The sequence below is a fragment of the Candidatus Symbiopectobacterium sp. NZEC127 genome, assembly GCF_025962675.1.
Lineage (GTDB): Bacteria > Pseudomonadota > Gammaproteobacteria > Enterobacterales > Enterobacteriaceae > Symbiopectobacterium.
In genome coordinates this window covers 1,569,393-1,591,014 of the sequence record NZ_JAGFPG010000001.1, presented here as the reverse complement: position 1 = coordinate 1,591,014, position 21,622 = coordinate 1,569,393, and the positions used below count along the sequence as shown (strand labels likewise).

Annotated in this window: 19 protein-coding genes and 1 pseudogene; 12 read left to right on the top strand and 8 right to left on the bottom strand. The window is 46.0% G+C overall.

The window, feature by feature from the left end:
- Positions 1 to 86: 86 nt before the first annotated feature.
- The 4 genes from J5069_RS07340 to J5069_RS07325 all read right to left on the bottom strand — a co-directional run bounded on the left by J5069_RS07340 (position 87) and on the right by J5069_RS07325 (position 5,991).
- Complete coding sequence (locus tag J5069_RS07340) at positions 87 to 962, bottom strand: phosphorothioated DNA-binding restriction endonuclease (protein ID WP_264643199.1); 876 nt, start codon at positions 960 to 962, stop codon at positions 87 to 89.
- A gap of 88 nt (positions 963 to 1,050) precedes the next feature.
- A complete protein-coding gene (locus tag J5069_RS07335) occupies positions 1,051 to 1,584 on the bottom strand; it encodes a helix-turn-helix transcriptional regulator (protein WP_264643198.1) in 534 nt (177 codons plus the stop codon).
- A 46-nt stretch (positions 1,585 to 1,630) separates the two neighbouring features.
- The gene (locus J5069_RS07330; RefSeq protein ID WP_264643765.1) at positions 1,631 to 2,980 is read right to left on the bottom strand and encodes a flagellin; all 1,350 of its coding nucleotides are present in this window, start codon (positions 2,978 to 2,980) and stop codon (positions 1,631 to 1,633) included.
- Positions 2,981 to 3,003: 23 nt separating this feature from the next.
- The gene (locus J5069_RS07325; RefSeq protein WP_264643764.1) at positions 3,004 to 5,991 is read right to left on the bottom strand and encodes a Tn3 family transposase; all 2,988 of its coding nucleotides are present in this window, start codon (positions 5,989 to 5,991) and stop codon (positions 3,004 to 3,006) included.
- A gap of 166 nt (positions 5,992 to 6,157) precedes the next feature.
- Between J5069_RS07325 and J5069_RS07320 the strand changes: the two genes are divergently transcribed.
- Positions 6,158 to 6,799 (top strand): recombinase family protein, encoded by a 642-nt coding sequence (locus J5069_RS07320; protein WP_099064839.1) that lies wholly within the window; start codon positions 6,158 to 6,160, stop codon positions 6,797 to 6,799.
- A 189-nt stretch (positions 6,800 to 6,988) separates the two neighbouring features.
- Here J5069_RS07320 and J5069_RS07315 read toward each other — a convergent pair whose 3' ends face one another.
- Both J5069_RS07315 and J5069_RS07310 read right to left on the bottom strand, forming a co-directional pair.
- A complete protein-coding gene (locus J5069_RS07315) occupies positions 6,989 to 8,545 on the bottom strand; it encodes an EAL domain-containing protein (protein ID WP_264643197.1) in 1,557 nt (518 codons plus the stop codon).
- A gap of 704 nt (positions 8,546 to 9,249) precedes the next feature.
- A pseudogene (locus J5069_RS07310) lies at positions 9,250 to 9,631 on the bottom strand (NAD(P)H-dependent oxidoreductase); the annotation flags it as partial.
- A gap of 87 nt (positions 9,632 to 9,718) precedes the next feature.
- On the opposite strand from J5069_RS07310, the gene J5069_RS07305 reads away from it, so the two are divergent.
- The 8 genes from J5069_RS07305 (at position 9,719) to J5069_RS07270 (ending at position 16,281) form a co-directional block, all read left to right on the top strand.
- Entirely contained in the window at positions 9,719 to 10,039 is a 321-nt protein-coding gene (locus tag J5069_RS07305) for a metalloregulator ArsR/SmtB family transcription factor (protein ID WP_264643196.1), read from the top strand.
- A 50-nt stretch (positions 10,040 to 10,089) separates the two neighbouring features.
- Positions 10,090 to 11,379 carry an arsenic transporter gene (locus tag J5069_RS07300; protein ID WP_264643195.1) on the top strand — a complete coding sequence of 430 codons (1,290 nt, stop codon included), beginning with the start codon at positions 10,090 to 10,092 and terminating at the stop codon, positions 11,377 to 11,379.
- A 12-nt stretch (positions 11,380 to 11,391) separates the two neighbouring features.
- The gene (arsC, locus tag J5069_RS07295; protein ID WP_264643194.1) at positions 11,392 to 11,817 is read left to right on the top strand and encodes a glutaredoxin-dependent arsenate reductase; all 426 of its coding nucleotides are present in this window, start codon (positions 11,392 to 11,394) and stop codon (positions 11,815 to 11,817) included.
- A gap of 357 nt (positions 11,818 to 12,174) precedes the next feature.
- Positions 12,175 to 12,405 carry a type II toxin-antitoxin system VapB family antitoxin gene (gene vapB / locus J5069_RS07290; RefSeq protein ID WP_264643193.1) on the top strand — a complete coding sequence of 77 codons (231 nt, stop codon included), beginning with the start codon at positions 12,175 to 12,177 and terminating at the stop codon, positions 12,403 to 12,405.
- Positions 12,402 to 12,824 (top strand): type II toxin-antitoxin system VapC family toxin, encoded by a 423-nt coding sequence (locus J5069_RS07285; protein ID WP_264643192.1) that lies wholly within the window; start codon positions 12,402 to 12,404, stop codon positions 12,822 to 12,824. The genes vapB and J5069_RS07285 overlap by 4 nt, the downstream gene beginning before the upstream one ends.
- A 184-nt stretch (positions 12,825 to 13,008) precedes the next feature.
- Positions 13,009 to 13,899 (top strand): LysR family transcriptional regulator, encoded by an 891-nt coding sequence (locus J5069_RS07280; RefSeq protein WP_049079938.1) that lies wholly within the window; start codon positions 13,009 to 13,011, stop codon positions 13,897 to 13,899.
- 192 nt (positions 13,900 to 14,091) lie between these two features.
- Positions 14,092 to 15,150, top strand: coding sequence for an alpha/beta hydrolase (locus J5069_RS07275; RefSeq protein WP_242389632.1), 1,059 nt, complete (start codon positions 14,092 to 14,094; stop codon positions 15,148 to 15,150).
- A 12-nt stretch (positions 15,151 to 15,162) separates the two neighbouring features.
- On the top strand, positions 15,163 to 16,281 hold the full coding sequence (locus J5069_RS07270) for an NADH-dependent flavin oxidoreductase (RefSeq protein WP_264643191.1): 1,119 nt from the start codon (positions 15,163 to 15,165) through the stop codon (positions 16,279 to 16,281).
- Between the two features lie 1,017 nt (positions 16,282 to 17,298).
- On the opposite strand, the gene J5069_RS07265 is transcribed toward J5069_RS07270, so the two are convergent.
- Both J5069_RS07265 and J5069_RS07260 read right to left on the bottom strand, forming a co-directional pair.
- Positions 17,299 to 17,514 carry a helix-turn-helix transcriptional regulator gene (locus tag J5069_RS07265; protein ID WP_264643190.1) on the bottom strand — a complete coding sequence of 72 codons (216 nt, stop codon included), beginning with the start codon at positions 17,512 to 17,514 and terminating at the stop codon, positions 17,299 to 17,301.
- 162 nt (positions 17,515 to 17,676) lie between these two features.
- Entirely contained in the window at positions 17,677 to 18,246 is a 570-nt protein-coding gene (locus J5069_RS07260) for an inovirus Gp2 family protein (RefSeq protein ID WP_264643763.1), read from the bottom strand.
- A gap of 476 nt (positions 18,247 to 18,722) precedes the next feature.
- Between J5069_RS07260 and J5069_RS07255 the strand changes: the two genes are divergently transcribed.
- The 3 genes from J5069_RS07255 (at position 18,723) to J5069_RS07245 (ending at position 21,562) form a co-directional block, all read left to right on the top strand.
- Positions 18,723 to 19,739 (top strand): hypothetical protein, encoded by a 1,017-nt coding sequence (locus J5069_RS07255; RefSeq protein ID WP_264643189.1) that lies wholly within the window; start codon positions 18,723 to 18,725, stop codon positions 19,737 to 19,739.
- A 359-nt stretch (positions 19,740 to 20,098) separates the two neighbouring features.
- Positions 20,099 to 20,830, top strand: a complete 732-nt coding sequence (locus J5069_RS07250) for a DUF3944 domain-containing protein (protein ID WP_264643762.1) — start codon at positions 20,099 to 20,101, stop codon at positions 20,828 to 20,830.
- 54 nt (positions 20,831 to 20,884) lie between these two features.
- Complete coding sequence (locus J5069_RS07245) at positions 20,885 to 21,562, top strand: WYL domain-containing protein (RefSeq protein WP_222157476.1); 678 nt, start codon at positions 20,885 to 20,887, stop codon at positions 21,560 to 21,562.
- Positions 21,563 to 21,622: the final 60 nt, after the last annotated feature.

Genomic DNA, 21,622 nt, shown 5'->3' with positions numbered 1-21,622 from the left:
TTTTTATGTTAGGGCAGCCAAAAACTGACTGGTTTGATGCTGCAGTATTTATGTTTGCCAGTGCTTTTTTCCTTGTCTAAAACAACTCAGATACCTTTAAATACCTGCCCCCGATGCCATTCAACGAACTGCTCTAACGGGTAATACTCCCGCTTTTTAGGTAGAAACAGCGGCTTTCCCTCAAAGTCCCAGAACAGCCGTTCGACGATCTTGCTGCCGTTAACACCGCCAGACACCATCAGTTTCATGCCATCATCAATGCCGATAACACCAATATCAAATGCTGAATGGTGTACTGAGCATAAAGCCAGCCCGTTGGTTACAGTGCAAGGGCCACCGTATTGCTTCCATTTGATGTGCGCTGCTTCTAGGCCGACAAGTGTCGTATCGTGGCGTAAATCATAGCCACAGACCGCGCAGCGGTACTGATATGCGCGTAACACGGCTTGGCGGAAATGCGGATCGCGAGACTTGCGTACATCATCTAGCGACAGCTCCAGGCGGCTGGCAATCACTTCTTGAACGCTTTCAGGAAAGTGCTCACTTAAAATCTGTTGAGCCAGTTTATCGATAAGTTGCGGCTGTTTGCATAATAGCTGATAGCTGACTTCATCAAATCCCCCCATAACGTCGTGCTGAATCAGCTCGCGGTTTGGTGGCTGTTTACTCCCTTTCTGTGGTGAACAGCGCTCGTAATTCTGCAACTGCCAAAAACCATCTCCCTTAAGCCGCCAGAATGGCATTTCGGGGTAATGGGTGCGCCGCTGTGGCCCAAAACTATTTAAAAGGGCTAATAGAGAAGGGCGGATTTCATCGCCATAGTGAAACAAACGGGGGTGCCCATCCTGATAGGCCGAGAGCACATAAAGCAGTAACAGTGGCTTATGAGGAGCACGCTGATCATCCTTACGCCATATAGACATGTTGGTGATGGCTGTTTGAAGTTCTTGGGCAGATGGCATACGCAACATGGGTTGAAAGGGGATAAATTGCGATAATGCTCGAAAAATCAGCGAGATTCAAGTGCCGTGTTGAGCATAGCTGCTCAGGTCAAGCATACAGAATTTTGCGGTGTTCAGAATGTGCAGTGTTAACCATACGCGAGATTTCGACTATCAACAAAAAGGTGAATGAGTCTTTTATCCCATACTTTCTATAAATACCGTTTCGCATATTGTTCGCTGTTTTGTGAGTAATGGCCATATTCTTTGCGATAGTTTTTATCGATACGCCTTGCAGCCAATCGTTGAAAAGTATTTTTTCACTCGGTGATAACAGCACCTCATCACCTTTAATCTCTTTGAATATCGACGTAGTGAAGATGAGTTTTTTTATATCCTTTGTAGATGACCGTTTTGATACCACTATCACTTTGTTGGCGATCAGCAAGGGTGAGTGATTTCTGTTATTTAGGATGATGACGAATTCTCTTTTTTCATCGTTAATGACTCGGTCTAAAAGAATAGTATCGATACCGTGTTCGATATCAATAACACTTATTGGTGCATTAACATAACTCACATTTGCAAGATACGAAAATGCGAGTTTAGTGAAGGCGCATTTGCTGAATATTTCAATGCTCATGGCGGCTACAGTGATGAACAAGAAAAAGAGGCCTGATAGCGGAGATTCATCCTCGTAACAGACTCAACACGATGTCAGATTGCTGATTGGCCTGAGACAGCATAGATACCGATACCTGTTGCAGAATTTGGGCTTTCATCATTGCTGAGACTTCGAGCGCGTAGTCTGCATCCAAAATACGTGAGCGAGCAGTGGAAGTGGCAACGGTTTCTTTTGACAGCACGGCACTTACCGATTCAAAACGATTCATCTGACTACCGTATTCACTGCGATAGCCATTGAGTATTTCCAGTGCTTGATCAAAAGTGGTTAACGCAGCTCTTGCCTGTTCAGCGGTACTCAGCGTGACAGCCGATAGTCCCAGCGACTGGCTATCGGCAGGTGTCGGATTGAGAGTTACAGTTTGCAGTTCATCGTCAAAATTTGCCCCGACGATGAAGGTCGTTGCTTTACTGGCAGGTACTGAAGACGGTAATGGCGTTGCAGGCTCCGTGGGTGTGGGAAGCTCATCCCAACTTGCACTGCCGTAAAACACACCGCTGCCAACCACAATAACAATTAAATCCTCCGTCACTGCATCAATGTGGAGCTTTTCCAATCGGTTTGCAGCCACATATCCATCGTTAAATCCCCCGGTGTTGGCATCTTCAAAACGGTCGCCATCACCACTGTAGGTGATGGTCATGCCCTGATATCTGCTCTGCGTACCTGCGTTAATATTGTATTCCCCGGCCTGAAACAGAGAGTCTGCCGAGTAGGTAGCGTCAGATAAAAAACCATTGTCTTGCGTAATAACCGATGCATCCATGATGCTTTCATCTGTCACGCCATTGGCTGACCAGACGATATCGGCATCTGTGCCTTCAGCAGGTGTACCTACCAGATGCTTGCCATCACGTGTAAACAGCTGGATGTCATCATCGGCACTCAATGAGTCGATGGTAATCGTGATGTTTTTTGCTCCAGCAGGAATATAAGCGAGAGAAACGACCCCAGAAGGAAATTGGTACTGGGTATTCTCGTCTGGGAATTTTTCTGCCAGCGGGAGTGTATTTCCCAGTTTTGCGGGTTGAGGACCAGGCTCAGCGGGAGCCAACGGATAAAGGCCAAAGATTTGTGTCGAGGAAGCAATTCGGTCTATTTCAGCGCGTATTTGCTGATATTCACCGTCCAGACTAGTGCGATCCGCATCGGACAACGTGCCGTTTGCTGCCTGAACCGCGAGTTGCCTACCGCGTTGCAGCAGATTATTAATTTCATTCAAACCACCTTCAGCGGTTTGCATCAGGCTGAGGCCATCTTTCATTCCGTCAGTGATTACATTGTTGGCATTCAGATTTGCGGTCATCCGGTTAGCAATGGCCTGACCGGCGGCATCGTCCTTTGCGCTGTTAATGGGGTCAGTTTGGATATCGAAAATTATTGTACGTTAAGGCTATTTTTTGACCTTTCGACTTTAGCTGGTCTCAGCCGACGAAACTTACCGGAAGCCGGTATCCGGTTGCTTTTCCATATATAATCGCCTGTCAGATTGATGTGTTCCCAGCCTAACGGGGACAAATGCGACAGCAGTTGCTCGTTGATCTTCACCCCTTTGCGCTTCAGGGCATCGACCGCTCTTTCCATATAGACGGTATTCCACAGGGATATGGCAGCCGTCAGCAGCGTCAGTCCACTGGCGCGATAGCTCTGATTTTCCGGTTTTCTGTCCCTGATTTCACCCAGCCGGTGTAGGAATACCGCACGCGCCAGCGCGTTACGGGCTTCTCCTTTATTCAGTCCCGCCTGTACCCGCCGACGAAGTGCCGGATCGCGGAACCAGTCGAGCATAAACAGAGTTCGTTCAATACGACCAATTTCCCTCAGTGCTTTGGCAAGTCCGTTTTGTTTGGGGTAGCTGGCAAGCTTTTTCAACATCAGGGATGCCGTCACGGTTCCCTGCTTTATTGAAGTGGCCAGACGAAGTACTTCACGCCAGTGAATTTCGATCTCTTTCAGATTCAGGCTGGTCGTTGATATCAGTGACTGAAGCGCCGGGTATTGGTCTGCTTTCCCTTTGATAAACAGCTTTTTGTCGTGGAGATCCCTGATCCGCGGACAGAACGCAAATCCCAGCAGATGCATCAGGGCAAAGACATGATCGGTGAAACCAGCGGTATCGGTGTAATGCTCCCTGATTTCCAGGTCGCTTTCGTGGTACAGCAAGCCATCGAGCACATGGGTTGAATCCCTGACCCGGCTGATTATGCAGGTGTAAAACGGGCTGTATTGATCCGAAATATGGGTATAAAACTGACGTCCAGGCTCTTGCCCATATTTCGGGTTAACCTGCCCTGCGTAGCGGCCTGAGCTGCCTGTTCTGAAATTCTGTCCATCTGATGATGACGTTGTCCCGTCTCCCCAGAATGCCGCCAGTGGTCTTTTCCCCTGCGCGTTTACCAGCTCTGCGAGGGCGGCTGAATAGGTTTCGTCGCGGATGTACCATGCCTGGATATCTTCCAGTGATGATTTGGTGCTTCCGGGGCAGGCTTCCGCCATTTTGGTCAGGCCAAGATTGATGCCATCCGCAAGGATGGTGGTGAGGAGCTGGCGGGTATCGGGACGGGTAATGTCATTTTTTATATGCGAAAAATGTCGGGTAAACGTCGTCCAGCTGTTTACCTCATCGAGAATTTCCGTGATTTTAGGGCGCGGTAGCATGCTGTAAACCAGCTCTGCCAGCGGTGAAACCTGTACCGGGACGCAGTTATCCAGCGGAGAGACTTTTACTCCCCTGTCAGATATTTCGACATCGGGCAGCTCACCAAGGGCAGCCATGGCATTGACCTCTTCAAGTCTGGACTGAAGCAGAGTCTTACGGCTGGTAATGTACTCATGATAATCAGCAGATACGGGCAGGGGCAGCGCCGGTGTGAGTTTGTCAAAGTCCTTTTCGGGAATGAGGTAATCATCAAAGTTTTTGTAGCGGCGTGAGCCTTTAACCCAGATGTCCCCGGAGCGCAATGCACCCTTAAGCTCGCTGAGCGCACAAAATTCATAGTACTGCCGGTCAATACCCGCAGGTGTAATCACCACTTTGCGCCAGCTTTCAGGGACAAACTCAAGTGGCGCTGTCGCCGGAACTTTACGCGACTGCTTCCGGTACATATCCTTGATCACAACCAGCGCATCAGCCAGAGGTTGCGCTGCCGGGGTTGCGATTAACTGTAAAGCGGACAACATGCGCGGGGCATATTTCCGTAATGTGCTGTATTTCTCGGTAATAATATGTAACGGGTCAAAATTATTTTTTCTGGCAAGATGGCGTGTTTCCTCCAGACTGGCGACAAATTCAGGCCATGGGAGTATGTTTTCTATTGCGAGCCATGGATCGCCACCGGAATCACGTGCTTCAGACAGTGCCTGGCCGACATCTATGTACTGCCTCAGTTTTGACTGGATTAGCTTTCCGGTCTGTTGAAGGCGCTCAGCCTGTGTTCTTTTGGCTTTGCTGAACAGGCTGTTCAGCATGCGTTCATGCAGCTCAATCACTTCATCTGTCAGTGTGGCTCTGGCTTCTTCCAGCACGCACACCAGGATCGCATGACGGCGGGCTGCTGAAAATCGGGTCAAATCCCGGCTACTCATCTTTCGGCCTTCCCGCGCCAGTTTCAGCAACCGGTTCTGGTGAATGGTACGATCTATACCTTCAGGTAATGCCAGCGATTCAATGCTACTGAGCCGATCAAGGTGTTGCAGCACGTTCTTACCATTGATTTTACCCGGCGGTTGCAGAAGCCATGTCAGCCTGGAAGGATGATTATCTGAGGACTCAAGTAAACGATCCAGGGCATCCCTGTGAGCCGGAGTTAACGGGGCATTCAGGGTCTGAAATACGATTTTATCGCCGCCAGCCATGGCCTCCGCACAGGTACGCTCCACGACATCAATCGCGGGAATTATCACGTTGTTCTTCCGGAGCCAGACCAGCAGTTCTTCGGCCAGGAGAATACCTTTATCGGTGCGCGTCGCCATCGGCAGCAGGTGTGTAATACAGTCCTGCTGTATTTTTCCGGTAAACGCTTTTACGCCAAGATAGCGGTACAGTTCGGTTAAATGTTCGCGTCGCGTGGTTTCCCTGCCGGAAAGGTAAGCAGGCCAGAGATCCCCGGTAAGTTTTAGCCTGCTGGCGATATGCTTCAGCAGCGCATCAGAGGGTGGGATTTTTTTATCCGGTGCAAAGCCGACATTTTTCAGATAGCAAAGAAGGACGGCAAAACCAAAACGACTGGCGGGTTTACGGTGAGCACTGATAAGCGCCAGATCATGCTCACTAAAATACGCCATTCGTGTCAGCGTTAACTCATCGTCCGGTAATGCCAGTAATGATTCTCTTTCCGACAGAGAAAGAATCTGCCTCCTTGCCATATAATTTCCCTCATAAATTATTTGATGCGGAATTTTTAACAAAAATGGTATCGCATAAGGGTACACCCTGACGCCATACTCAAAACGTGACGGCACACGATGAATGACATAACCTATATGCGATAGATTAAATGCAATAACCTAAATGCGATAACGTGGTGGAAAAGTGTTCATCAGAGCTTATTTAAGGGCATCGACGGAAGATCAGTTCGCCGATCGGGCAAAAGAGATGCTGGAGCAGTTTGTTCAGGAGCGGGGACATAAAATAGCCAGTTACTACCGGGAGAACATAAGCGGTACAAAACTCGACCGCCCGGAGCTGGGACGCTTACTGATGGACAGTCACCGCAATGATATTTTACTGGTCGAGCAAATTGACCGCCTGACCCGTCTGAGTAACAGTGACTGGATGACGCTGAAAAAGCAGATAGAACAACACGAACTGCGGATTGTCAGCCTGGATGTACCCACCTCATGGCAGGCGCTGTCAGATAAAGACCCTTCGCAGGCTGACCCAATCACCCGTGCCGTGATAACCGCCATCAATAATATGCTTATCGACCTGATGGCCGCGATGTCGCATAAGGACTGGCTGAGCCGCCGCCAGCGCCAGAAGCAGGGAATTGAACGGGCACATACACTGGGGAAATACCGGGGTAAACAGGCCGATCAGGAGCGACATCAGAAAGTCCTGTACTACCGACAGGTAAAGAAACTGAGTATCCAGGAAACGGCTGATGCTACGGGCTACAGTGCGTCACAGGTTTGCCGGATACAAGCGCTTCATAAAAATAATGAATCAACCTGAAAAGCTGAAATAACAGTGTTTATTTGCAGCCATGGCGTAATAGTTAGCGCCCTGTGACTAGCAGCGTGACGCATCATCTATGTAAGTAAAGTCCGCTGCGTACCAAGAGCAGACGTTTTGTTATTCTGAAATGCTCTCATTGTAGAGGGAAATGGTATCGACTTCTGTACCGTGATAAACGCTCCCTTTTTAGCATATGAGGAGGGCGCTAATCTCTTCAAATTTCATTGGTTTTGAAAAATACCAGCCTTGTGCACAGCAATCAGGGACGTTTTCCAGAAGAAAACGATACTGTGTTTCCGTTTCAACGCCTTCGAAAACAACTAAATTCGGCATATTATTTAACATTCCGATTAAGCCTGTCAGGATGGGATTAACTGAAAATTCAGTACTAATACAATCAATCAAGGATTTATCAATTTTAATTTCTTCGACATCAAGTAATGAAAGCCAGTTGAGATTTGAGTAGCCCGTCCCAAAGTCGTCCAGGGCGAATTGGATACCAGAGTCCTTATAAAGGATCATGGCTTTCTTTATTTCCTCGATGTTGGCATTTTGCCTTTCAGTAATCTCAAGCATAATCAGGTTTCCCGGAATTTTTTCGCGCTCAAGTATGGTAAAAAGTTTGGCTCGAAATACGTCATTACAGATATCCGAACAATTGACATTAATGCTCAGAATAATATTGTATCGATGCAGTATGGGAGCAAATTCAGCGAGAGCGTGCTCTACAACATAAAGACTTACTTTATTGATTAATCCATTTTTTTCAGCGAGCGGAATGAAAATATCAGGACTTATATTTCCCATATGATGATCATTCCAGCGAATCAGAGCTTCTGCACCTATCACACTGCGTGCTTCAACGTTGTAAATAGGCTGATAAACGAAGTGGAATTTTTCCTTGAGAATGGCATCTTCAAACCGGGAAAGTAAAGACTGATTTTTCTCCGTTATACTTATATACAATGCAGAATTCAAAAAGCCGATAATAATTGATACGGAAATAAGCAAAGCCAGGATGTAAATATTGTTATTGAAAAGAATGGGGAATTCCGCGCCTGTAATAACACAAATATCTTCAATGCTGCTACAGGAACGTGTAATAATGTAATTCAACCGGTGTGCCTGATGATGCTCAATCGCCTCGAGTAATTTTGTATTATTCCCGATGTTAAAAAAGTGATTTTTATGATTGTAGTCACCTACAATTGCACTGAAATTCATTTTCTCAGCCTCTTGCCAGAATCGCTGAAAAGCAAAAGGTGAGACAGTGATAGCAAAATTATTTGTATAAAGTACATCTGCAATAATATTTTCTTCAATTAGTGCATCAAAAACCCAGATATAACTTCCGCGGTTAACTTTATTTCTGTATAAATTCAAAGAAAGAGGAGTACTGAGCTTGCCCCAAAGCGCAGAACAGACAACGAGTTGATCACGGACATAGGCAATATCTTTGATAAGAGGATATGGCCAGAGACGCTTTCTTAGCTCATGGAGATACTGTTCACTGCAGGGGGAGTAGACTGAGAACTCGTCACGCAAGCCATCAATCAGCTGAACCTGCTTAATCAGACTGTCACTTCTCGAAAGGATTGAATTAGAGTAAACTTCAAGTTTTTCATGGAGATACAAATAATAGGAACCTGAGCCAATGCCGTAACACAGGATAATCGTTAACATGACCGATACAAAATAAACCCTGGGGCGGCGAATGGCAAAATTCAGTATTCGTAGTTTCATTATGACAGCGTCCCCATGTCATTATCCCTATACGGGTGTAGCCGATATTACAGCGTTTAATCTACCCTTTTCCCATCTGTACGCATGTTCAGCGAACGGCATTACCAGGAACTATCGGCTTAAAGGATAAATACTTTAGCACTAAAGAACAGGCGCTTTAATTAACTGCTTTTCACATTAAAAATGTGATCCCACCCTCAAAGTGAAAGTTATTTTTTCCTTAAATTTCGATTCATTTCATCCATTATCATACTGGAATCAGGAATATCATGCGATGCGACCAGAACGGCTCTGACATCCGAGGGAGGGAAAGTGATGAATAAAATATGAACGGGTAGGGTATGGATGTTTTTCTTACTATCCTGATATGAAAAATTATCCACATACTCGTCAATTTCAGTTCGTGAGACCAGTTTTTTATTTTTAAAAATATATAGTTTTGGCATTTTACACTCTCTGCAGTTATTTGACTTTTTTTATAAATATTGTCTATCACAAACGCATTCAATAGAGTCTGAATACGCGCAGATTCGATATGAAATGCTTCGGAAGCATAGTCGGGGTCCCCCCCTTTGTGCCTTTTAGAGAAACAATTCCAAATCCTCAAATTTTTTGTACATGCTACAGTGACAGCATTTTGCGATCTAAGCCTTATTTTAAGGATCAATTGCCAGTCCCCCACGGATGCTGACCATTCTATTTCTCACCACAAGGGTTTTGCGCCGGGAAGGACAAACAGCACTCCCGCTTGAGGTATCCAGTCTATCCATGCCTTTATAGCTGCGCTCATTACCCCATGCCGATCCGTATAACTCCATACTATCTTACCTGGTCGTGCATTTTGATGATTTTTGCGTAAGCATCCGCGCCCTCATTCGGCAGGGGTAAACCAAAGGGGTTAAACAGCCTGAACTCTGCACCCATTGCTGTCAGCAAACGGCCTGCGTCTTCCGCTGCAAAACGGCTTCAGGAGCGCTCTCTTACCGGACCATACAGAATCAGGATCCGTGGTGGCTCCTGTAGATACAGGCGTTCGGAGATTTGCTGATCAAAACAGTCAGCGTTCAGGGCAGGAAAGCGTTCCATTTGTTTATCCTTCGTAGTGATTTGCCGATTCCAAACTCAACACATATGATTTAACATATGTATATTCTAAAGGGAACGGAGTGACAAATGCTACAACCTGTTCAACTTTTCAAAATCCTGTCGGATGAAACCCGCCTCGCCATTGTGATGCTCCTCCGGGAATCCGGGGAAATGTGCGTCTGCGATATCTGCGCGGCCCTCACTGAGTCACAACCTAAAATCTCGCGCCACATGGCTATTTTGCGAGAGGCTGAGCTCGTCCTTGACCGTCGGGAAGGAAAATGGATCCACTATCGCCTGTCACCCCAGATGCCTGCATGGGCGGCTGGAACGATCACTACGTCCTGGGAGTGTCTGCGTAATGATGTGCGTGAATGGCTGGTAAAATCTGCTTGTACTTCCTGCTGAGATAATCATTCACATACACATACACATAAGCATATATATAGGAGTCTGAAATGTTTCTGGCAGGGAGTATCTTTTTACTGACACTGGTACTGGTGATCTGGCAACCCAGAGGCCTGAGTATTGGCTGGAGCGCGAGTATTGGGGCTTTGCTGGCTCTGGGAACCGGTGTCATCCAACTTGCTGATATTCCCGTTGTCTGGAATATCGTCTGGAACGCGACAGCTGCATTTATTGCGGTGATCATTATCAGTCTGCTGCTTGATGAGTCCGGTTTCTTTGAATGGGCCGCACTACATGTCTCCCGTTGGGGTAACGGGCATGGACGCCTGCTGTTTACCTGGATAGTGTTGCTCGGTGCCGCTGTCGCGGCGCTGTTTGCCAATGATGGAGCCGCGCTGATCCTGACGCCGATTGTGATTGCGATGTTGCTCGCACTGGGATTTAGCCAGAGCACAACACTGGCCTTTGTAATGGCAGCAGGGTTTATTGCAGATACGGCCAGCCTGCCGCTCATTGTTTCTAATCTGGTGAATATCGTCTCGGCGGATTTCTTCGGTCTGGGCTTCACGCAATACGCCTCCGTTATGATCCCCGTTGATGTGGCAGCGATTGTGGCCACGCTGGTCATGCTGCATCTATTCTTCCGCAGGGATATCCCAGCGACGTATGACGTTTCGCTGCTGAAGACGCCTGCCAGTGCGATAAAAGATCCTGCGACCTTCAGGGCGGGCTGGATTGTCCTGTTATTGCTGCTTGTCGGCTTCTTTGTTCTGGAGCCGTTGGGGATCCCAGTCAGTGCAATAGCGGCGACTGGCGCAGCAGTGTTGTTTGTGGTGGCGAAAAGAGGTCATGCCATCAACACCGGGAAAGTCCTGCGCGGTGCACCATGGCAGATCGTTGTTTTCTCGCTGGGGATGTACCTGGTGGTCTATGGTCTGCGCAATGCAGGACTCACCGAGTATCTGTCTGGCGTGCTGAACCTGCTGGCAGACAAAGGGTTATGGGCAGCGACGTTCGGTACCGGCTTCCTGACGGCATTTCTCTCATCAGTGATGAATAATATGCCGACGGTGCTGATTGGTGCGCTGTCGATTGACGGGAGTACGGCGACCGGTGTCGTCAAAGAGGCAATGATTTATGCCAACGTGATTGGCTGCGATTTAGGTCCGAAAATCACTCCGATAGGCAGTCTGGCTACCCTGCTGTGGCTGCATGTGCTTGCCCAGAAAAATATGACGATCTCCTGGGGATATTACTTCCGTACCGGCATTATTATGACTGTGCCAGTGCTGTTTGTTACTCTGGCCGCGCTGGCGTGGCGGCTTTCTGTCACTTTGTAATGAGATACTGATATGAGCAACATTACCATCTACCACAACCCGGCCTGTGGCACTTCACGCAACACGCTGGAGATGATCCGTAACAGCGGTAACGAACCGACCATTATTTACTATCTCGATACGCCACCAACCCGGGATGAACTGATTACACTTATTTCAGATATGGGGATTACGGTACGCGAACTGCTGCGTAAGAACGTTGAACCATACGAACAACTGGGTCTTGGTGAAGAGATATTTACTGATGAGCAGTTGGTTAATTTTATGCTTCAACATCCGATTTTAATTAATCGGCCAGTGGTAGTCACACCACTTGGGACGCGTCTTTGCCGCCCTTCGGAAATAGTGCTGGATATCCTACCGGAAGATCAAAAAGGCGCTTTTACCAAAGAGGATGGTGAGACGGTAATTAACGAAACAGGGAATCGGGTTAAGTAATCTTTCCTGTTCATATTATCGGACGCCCATTTACTCTATACGGGCGTCCGTTTTTCGCTCATTGCGGACCGTGAAACCGACCCCGATTTTTTGTCTCGCTTTAATGCTTATACCTGTAACTTTTCCCTCAACCCTGCGAACGGACGGTCGCTATAGATCCGACATGACCTTTTTTGGATCTCCGCTGAATAGACGAAAGTACATATAGGTAATGCATATCCCTTTATGTAACATCTGCATATGGCAAACATATACATATGTCTACCATCTGCCTATACTTGGCACATACACATACCCGGTGCCTGAATGTCATCCCGGATTTGCGCCACATGTTCAACTTACTCGGGAGAGAGAACCATGAGAACCGTATCCATTTTCAAAAACGGCAACAACCGCGCCATCCGTCTTCCCCGCGATATGGATTTTGAGGGGGTGAGCGAGCTGGAGATCGTCCGGGAAGGGGACAGCATCATCCTGCGTCCCGTCCGCCCGACCTGGGGCTCGTTCGCCAGCCTGGAAAAAGCAGACCCGGACTTTATGACGGATCGCGAGGACGTTGTCAGCGACGAAGGACGCTTTGAGTTATGAGTAAAACGTATATGCTGGACACCAATATCTGCTCGTTCATCATGCGTGAGCAGCCGGAAGCCGTGATTAAACGCCTGGAGCAGGCGGTGCTGCGCAACCATCGTATCGTGGTCTCGGCCATCACCTACGCTGAGATGCGGTTCGGAGCTGTCGGAAAGAAAGCCTCGCCCCGCCACGGGCAGCTGGTTGATGCGTTCTGCGCCCGCCTTGATGCCGTTCTGCCCTGGGACCGGGTGGCGGTGGATGCCACCACGGAGGTTAAGGTCACCCTGGCCGCAGCAGGGACACCAATCGGCCCGAACGACACGGCGATTGCCGGGCACGCCATCGCCGCCGGCGCCATTCTGGTGCTGGTGACGAATAATACGCGGGAATTTGAGCGGGTTGTGGGCCTGGCGCTGGAAGACTGGGCTGTATGACTCCGGACAGAATGGCGGGTGACGAATGTCCGCTCAGTGCCAAAAGCGGAAGTTGAGCATTAGTGAGTGCTAATGGATATTTGTCATGGATGAGGAACGTCGGATCGTTACCAATAGACAAACCTCCACCCCAGGAATTATTTTATAAGAAAGAAATATTAATCCAAAAGGACCTGGTCAATAAATGCGCCGTAAAAATGTGAACGATTATCAAGCTTTTATCGCCGTGGCCCGAGAAAAAAGCTTCACTAAAGCGGCCGCTCAGTTAGGTGTCTCACAGTCGGCGCTGAGCTACACGGTGAGGACTCTAGAAGCTGACCTTGGTCTTCGTCTTCTTACCCGTACCACGCGTAGCGTTTCTGTGACTGAAGCTGGCGAGCGGCTACTTTCCCGTATAGGACCCCATTTTGACGAAATTGAAAGTGAGATAGCTGCGCTGAGCGGATTGCGAGAAAAACCAGCCGGTACTGTGCGTATTACTGCCGTTGAACATGCAGCCGATACAATTCTCTGGCCTAAACTCGCCCCGGTGATGCTTGAGTATCCCGATATCAACATTGAAATTATCAGCGAGTACGGACTTAAAGATATTGTCGCTGAACGTTATGATGCTGGCGTTCGGTTGGGCGAACAGGTCGATATGGATATGGTTTCCCTGCCTCTTGCCAAGGATTTCCGTTTTGCAGTGGTCGCAGCGCCCTCTTATTTCAAGCGAAAAAACCATCCGGTAACGCCTCGTGATTTAAAAGATCATAGCTGTATCAGATTACGCCTGCCCACTCATGGCGGATTCTATACCTGGGAGTTTCGTAAGGATGAGACGGAAATTAAGGTCCGTATTGATGGACGAGCGACTTTCAGCACAATAAATATGATGAGGCAGGCCGCTCTAGATGGGCTGGGACTTGCTTATCTGCCGCTAGATTCCGTGGAGAACTACCTTGAAAACGGGATGTTAGTCCAGGTGCTTACTGACTGGTGTCCACCGCGCCCTCCCTATCATCTTTACTATCCCAGCCGTCTACAACATTCTCCGGCATTTGCACTTGTGCTCGAAGCACTCCGTGCCCCATAACCTTTGAGCACTGTTTTTCCTGGTCCATATCGAACTCAGTTACTTATAACCCTATTAATAAAACCTCCTTCTAAGCCCATGCGAAATTAAGCATCTAATTTCTCAATACTAAAGAGATTAAGATGGCCGCTGAAACAATCCATGTTCTTTCAGCGGCCAGGGCCGCCATCATGTATATGAAGGAGTCTTGCAATGAGTAAAAAAACAGGTGGGTTAAGTCGCCGTAATTTTATCCTGACGAGTTCAGTGGCCTCAGCAGGATTACTGATGGCGGGTCATGCTTCAGCCCTGCTCTCACCTACCCCTCGTACATCTGGCACCACGACACACGTAGATGGCGTCACAGTCAGCAGCGTCCTGTTCCGGAACAATGAAATAATGATGTCCGGAAACGTCTACGTCCCTCCGGATTTCAGCGAAAACCGTCAATACGCTGCTATTGTCGTTGTCCACCCAGGTGGTGGCGTTAAGGAACAGACTGCTGGCCTTTATGCCCTAAAACTGGCTAAAGAAGGATTTGTCACTCTGGCGTTTGATGCCTCCCATCAGGGGGCCAGTGGCGGATTACCGCGCTTTATCGATGATCCCATGAAACGCGTTGTCGATTTCTATAGCGCAGTCGATTACCTGACGACTCTCCCTTATGTCGATAATAATCGCATTGGCGCATTAGGTGTTTGTGCAGGTAGTGGTATCACGGTTAAAGCGTCAATGACGGAACGTCGAATCAAAGCGCTGGCAACAGTCAGTGCCGTGGATGTCGGAGCGGCGACCCGTAAAGGCTGGGAGGGAACAACATCTGAATCTGAACTCATTTCGACTCTGGATGCTGTTGCTAAACAGCGTACAGCAGAAGCAGCGGGCGGCGCACCGGTTTATGTCAACTATGTACCCAAATTGGGTGATACCAGTGCACCAAAAGATCTTCAGGAAGCTGCGGACTACTATCTGACCGAACGCGGAAAATATCCGACTTCTACCAATCAAATGCTGATGACAAGTATCAGTACGCTGGCGTCTTTCACCGGATTTGAAGGGGCTGATGTCTATTTAACACAACCACTACTGATTGTAGCCGGTAGTAAAGCAGGATCGCTCTGGCACAGCCAGGAATTACACAACACTTCGGCCTCTGTCCAAAAAACGCTGCATATCATTCCGGGTGCAACACATATGGACCTCTATGATGGTCAGGGTGCAACGGTTGCAGCGAGTAAGCTGGCTCCTTTCTTCAAGAAAAATCTCGCATAGGTATGACTTTCCATGAAACAAACTCCACTACTTGAAAGATTTCCACTTGGAAAAGGTGTGACGCTGCGCAACCGTATTGTGATGGCCCCGATGACGACCTGGTCGGGTAATGATGACGGCACGGTATCTTATGAGGAAGAAGCATATTATCGTCGACGCGTTCAGGACATCGGGCTGGTCATTACTGGCTGTACACATGTTCAGGAAAACGGCATTGGGTTTACGGGAGAGTTTGCTGCGTATGACGACAAATTTATTCCCGGTTTAAAGCGCCTTGCTATTGCTGCTAAAAGCGGTGGAGCACCGGCAATCTTACAAATATTCCATGCAGGTGTGAAAACCAGCCCTAAACTGGTTTCGGATATTGTAGCTGCAAGCGCTATTCCCGGTGACGCCGGTCCTTTCGCACCGTCCGTTACCCCTCGTGAACTGACATGCACTGAAGTCGAAACTGTTATTCAGGATTTCGGGGAAGCAACTCGTCGTGCAATAGAAGCAGGATTTGATGGTGTTGAGTTACATGGTGCTCATGGTTTTTTACTTCAGAACTTTTTCTCACCTCATTCCAACCGTAGAGAAGATCAATGGGGCGGCTCCCTTAAAAACCGTATGCGTTTCCCGCTCAGCGTCATTGAGAGTGTGCGTAAAACGATTGCTGAGCATGCAACCGATCCCTTCCTGATGGGATACCGCATTTCACTGGATGAGCATTACGAAGATGGGTTGCGCATTGATGAGTCGCTTCAGCTGGTTGACCGCCTGGTCGATGAGGGTATTGATTATCTTCATGTATCACTCGGTAATGCACTTGAAGCCAGACCCGTTGATGCACCGAATGGCTCCAAAGTCATCGAAATCGTGCGCGATCACCTTGCTGGACGTATACCTCTGATTGTTGCCGGGCAGTTGCGAACGCCAGAACAGGCCGAGGATGCTGTAAAAGCAGGGGTATCTTTGACGGCAGTAGGTCAGGGTATGGTTATGAACCCAGACTGGGTTAAATTCGTTGATGGCAAAGCTGAAGGAAAAATTGCTCTCAGTATTGCTGCATCAGACGTAGAGCAACTTGCTATACCCCAGAAACTCTGGCGCGTAATTGAGGAAACGACTGGCTGGTTTAACATCCGTTAAATACGGCCTAACCGTAATATGACAATTAGAATCAACTTACCTTCATAACCTGGAAAGTTCTTACATGGCCGGATTTCGGGATTAACTGGGTGACGGCCATGTAAATTTTATCTTATTCCTTTAAATCCTCTTCACACTAAAGGAACATTATTTCAGGCATAACATCCGCTTTTCGCTCAAAGCTGCCTGTCAAAGTGGTCAAGCTTCACATAGCTCAGAGGTACAAAAAATAACCTTAACGTACAATAATTTTCGATATCCAAACTGACCCCTTAATACGCAAACCTGATGAAAAGCGTTCAATCGCCTGACTCAAACGGGAGGCTGATTTACTCTGCTGATTCAATATCGTTAAAGTAAGGGCGTTAATCGAGGTCATGGCACATCCATCCTGATGTGATAAAACAGGAAAATTATCTGCAAGCCATCATCCTGGGCTGAAAGAAGGGAATAAAAATCCCTTCCCAGCAGCAGGAATAAAATCAGATAAAACATTAAGTTATGTTTGTTCTCGACAATAGATTAGCGGCGATAGCGATCAAAAGATAATCGTTTTCATAGATCGATGCGATCGTATCGATCGGCGCAACCGATCGACGGTACAGGAAGTAGCTGGTCATTTAACGGCGCAAAAATCAAACAGGCCGTTAGTCCGTCCAGTAAGCAAAGCAGGAGAAGAAAACAGACTCATCAACCAGAGCTCAAAGTTCCGGTGATATGTTGAGGAATGCATTCCCATGGTTGAAGAGTGCTCTCTGTCTCTCAGCTAATGATAGCTACTCGAGGGTTAACAATCAGTTAACCAATTATAATCAGCGAGGTAGTGTTCTTACTTATTGAATTGATGAGTTGACCTGCTTTACTCTTTTTATGCGAAAGTCTCTTATATATTCTTTCAGCACGAATACGTAGTTCGTCTCTGTGTAAAAGATTAATACTGTTGAAATAACCGACTTATGTTAGTCAACAAAATCGTGATGCGATGTCGTAAGGAACTCGTACAAGTGGTGATTATATTTAATTACCGCGTGAATGCTCGATGCGTTGCTGCATCCAGGTTTCTACTTCACTTCTCAACCACCTTGAACTACGTCCAAGTTTGATAGGTTGCGGAAATTCCCCATCTTTGATCAGTTTGTAGAACCACTTATCCGTCATACCTGTATAAGTCGTGATGAAGGCCATATCGATAAGTGGATTGTCTATGGAAAGTAAGGTGTTGGTATTAGTCATGGTTTGGATCTCCCTCTGAGTAGTAAACGACGGGAGAAAATTGGCGCTATCAAAAAAGAATAAGCGCCTATTTCCCTCAGAGGATGAGCGTTATCAGTTAAAAATTACTTCGACACCCTGCTTTGATGATTAAAAAAATCCGTCTTGTAATATATAAAGTCTTTAACGCTGACTACAACCAAAATTACGGTTTCCATCATCAGTGACTTTGGTATGGTATTTGGCAAGATACATGGCCCGCTCTAGTCCCTTCTGTAATTGCTCATTGTTTCCTCGTTCAATCCATAGTGACGGGTTATCTGGAAAATGAACCAGTGCGGAAAATCGCTGCACATCTATCTGCAAGGCACTGCACCATGCTTGTTGAATCATCCCTGCTAATGAATTCGTATCCAAATAGTTCCCAGCCCCACACCATGCATCACGATTCAGTAGTAATATAACGTGATAATGCTTTTTCCCATTTACCTCGCCATATTCTCGTACCCAGATATAACGCAGGGTAGTGATATGCACGCGCTTTCCTTCGCGCTGCTTACGTTGTTGGCAAGCTTTAACCTTTGCTTTAAGTGATTCGATAAAACGAGATACCACCGCAGCGTCAGTCGCCGCCGGAATATTTGGGATTCTTAAGTCCACTCTTAGCATCAGCACTCTACGATAGGCATCTAGGGAACTCGAAAATGTATCGATGATGCGCTGTTGCCAGAAGGGATTGTAAGTGTAAATCATTGTATTGATCTCCGGTGGATTGTTGTACATATCCATTACCGGTCTTGTAAATAAATACTTATTTGGGATGGCAATGTCACGGTGACTGCCGAATGAAATGCAGTCGGGGTTTATTGATCTTTGATTTGAGTTGTACTCAACAGAATTTTATCTAAAACCGCTTGTGTGATTTCATGGCCTTCATGATAGGTGTGAACCAAGTATATATTACAAATCAGACAATTAAATCCAGTTTTTTACATAGTTAATTGGACTTGTGCACTGATCGATAGCGGTTTTTTGTGCATGATTTACTCTGTAATTAAGATGTGGCACTACACACCATTCTATTCATTGATTTTAAAAAGAAAAAATAAATTAAAATCAATTTTAAGGAACGTTTTTTCCTCAAAAAAACATGTTTTTTTCATGCTTATTCTATGAAATTTCTTCATTTTGAAATCTTTTTGCTATATAATTAAGCGTGACATTTCAAAATGAGTGATGAGCAATTGAATAATGATCATAGAAATACAATCAGAAGATTAAAGACTAGGCTTATTCAGCCTTTGATAGGAGAGGATACGATTTCGCTTAGGGAATATATTTTGTCATATCCACTGCTGACAATTCGAAAAGTGTTGTTGTCGCTTAATGTTACTAATGCTAATTCTATATTCCCTGATATCGCTAATAATGCTGATGTAATGTCTGAGTTCATTATATCGGCTATACAGTCCAGAAAAGAATCACCTCCTCTATTGTATCTTCAGCATCTTATAAATGATTTCAAGGAAGATCTCGCTCCCATAGAGAGTATTGTCTGGCTCAAAAAAGATCCTGAGGCATGTTACTATTTTTGGTCAGCGTTAATTAATCTTGAATGGATGTCCGTTTTAAAAGAGTTTAAAAAAGGTAATTTCCATGTTTATAATCAAACTGTATACAATTACGACCCCAATAATAAATTTTTAGTTGATGTATTAAAAATCCCAACAGCAATAGCTAGTCACAAAGAACGTTATTCTTCAATCGTTAAAATATTAAATGAATTACCGCTCAGAGGAGCCGAGATCGCACATTTAATCTCCATGATTTTTTACTCTTATAAACTCGACAAAACAAATTGTAATAAAAAAGCAAATATTGATTTATTAATAAAAAACAAAGAGGTGATTATTTTTTCACTTTCTTATCTGCAGAAAAAAAACATTTCCATACCACGTATTGAACCATTAACAGCGGTTGATAATAAATTTGCATTAGTGACTCAGCTTTATATTTTGAGTGGAGGTGATGATTTTAAAAATCTAATTAACTCTATAATTAAGGCCTGGTCGCAGAAAAAAATTCGTGAAAATGAAAAAGTCATTAATAAAAAACAAGTTATAGAACACTTGAGGATAAATGAGAAAAGCATGAAAATGCTTAACGAATTATCATCTAAATATAATGAAAGCCAAACAACACTGGTTAATATGGCAGTTGCTTTGTTGTATAAAGAAATGGTGTGATTCATCTAAAAATTAAACACATATAACCATATTGAGAATGTTCTAGCGGAAACAATAGCCCTCAATACCGCTCCCAGAACTCCCTTGCTATGAACCTGAGAGGCATACAGTTAAGAGAACACGTGATAAATAATTTCACATTATAGCGTTACCCTTGTAGTGCATGAGTACTAGGCAGTGTTGGTTTCGCTCGATTAAACGTCGAGCAGAAATGTGCTGAGTTATTTAGTATTCTTCTTTTTTGACACATCCTGCCCGTGTTTAAATAAATGGAACAAAAAATAAACAAAAATAATGACACATCCTGTCCATATGCATCTTTACAGTAATCGCTCCTAAACGATTATTGAGGATAGATGATGGCAGTTTATCGGCTAGATCCTGATTTGGCCTTGCTAAGCCAATGCAGTAATGAAGACCTTCAACTGCTGGTTGAGTTGTTAACCATTGATAGTAAGGACGGTGAAAAACGCTGGGCGGAGACGTTAACCAATGCAAGTGAATATCAGCGTTTTTACCCAGATCACAGCAAATACTGGACGTCGATTGGCGCTGAGTTACAAACTTTTGGCGCAAACACTTTAGTCAGTTTGGTGCGCGGTGGACAGGGCGTTCTTTACCGTGAAATTTTGTGCGATGTCTGTGACAAGCTGGATGTTAATTACAATAAAAACAGCACGACGGAGTCGATTGAACTTAATCTGCTCATGAAAGTGCTGGAAAAAAGTCTGGACAACATGACACCAGACGAACTGGCGATGTTGTCTAAAAATATGCAGCTCGATTTAACCAGCCCAACACCACAACTTATTCTTATCGCTATACAGGCAGCCATTCGTACCTCATCTGTTGCCGCTTTGGAACTCGCAACAACATTGGCGGCCAGCGTTATCACCGCACTCGGCGGGATCGCCACCTGGGGAACCGTGTTCGTTGCGTCTCGCGCCCTTTCAGTTCTCGCTGGCCCTGTCGGTTTAGCGCTCAGTTCAGCCTGGATGCTGTCGGATATTGCGGGCCCGGCATACCGAGTCACGATCCCTGCCTGCATCGTTATCGCCTGGCTACGTCAGAAAAACCTTACCCAATATTGATTTATTCCGTGTATGCCAAAAGGGATGCACGGAATTTATACAGGAATTATCACCATGCCTGAACAGGGAAAACGTTACGACCGGCTCGCCAGTCGCCTGGCTATTTTAGTCAGCAGGCTCTTCATGGGGGAGTCTCTGTCAGTCAAACAACTGGCTTTAGAATTCAATGTCTCGGAAAGAACGATTCAGAGAGATTTACGACAGCGGTTACAGTATCTGGATACCGAATTAAAGGATGGATACTTGCGTCTTTCTGATGCGAGGGGGCCATTTCGTACCGATCACGATATCATTACGTTTGCACGTATCACCCATGTGGCACAATTTTTCCCTGCACTGGATAAAAAGTTACTTTCCGTTTTGCTGGATGCAGGACAGGACTCTCCCTATATCGTCTATAACGCACCGCCACGGAATGTCCCTTCTTTGTTCGGTGGTTTCTATGCCATTACCCAGGCTATTGTTAAAAATCGATTAATCAACTTTTTACATAATGGTCGCAGACAAATCGCCATTGCCCCCTATCGCCTTATTTACTTTGATGGGGAATGGTATCTGGCGACAGAAAAGCAAAACCACATAAAAGTATTTAATCTGGTGGCAATTACGGATGTAGCGATGACCATTAGTTCATTTAGTAAAAAGGAGGAAATGAGACGAATTTTTCAAGATAAACGATTCATTACAGCGTTACCACACTTTCAATATATCTGTGAGCTCATACGTGAATAAATGAGATGAACAATGAGTATAGTCAAATTCATTCACATTTATTAAATCACTACTTTACGT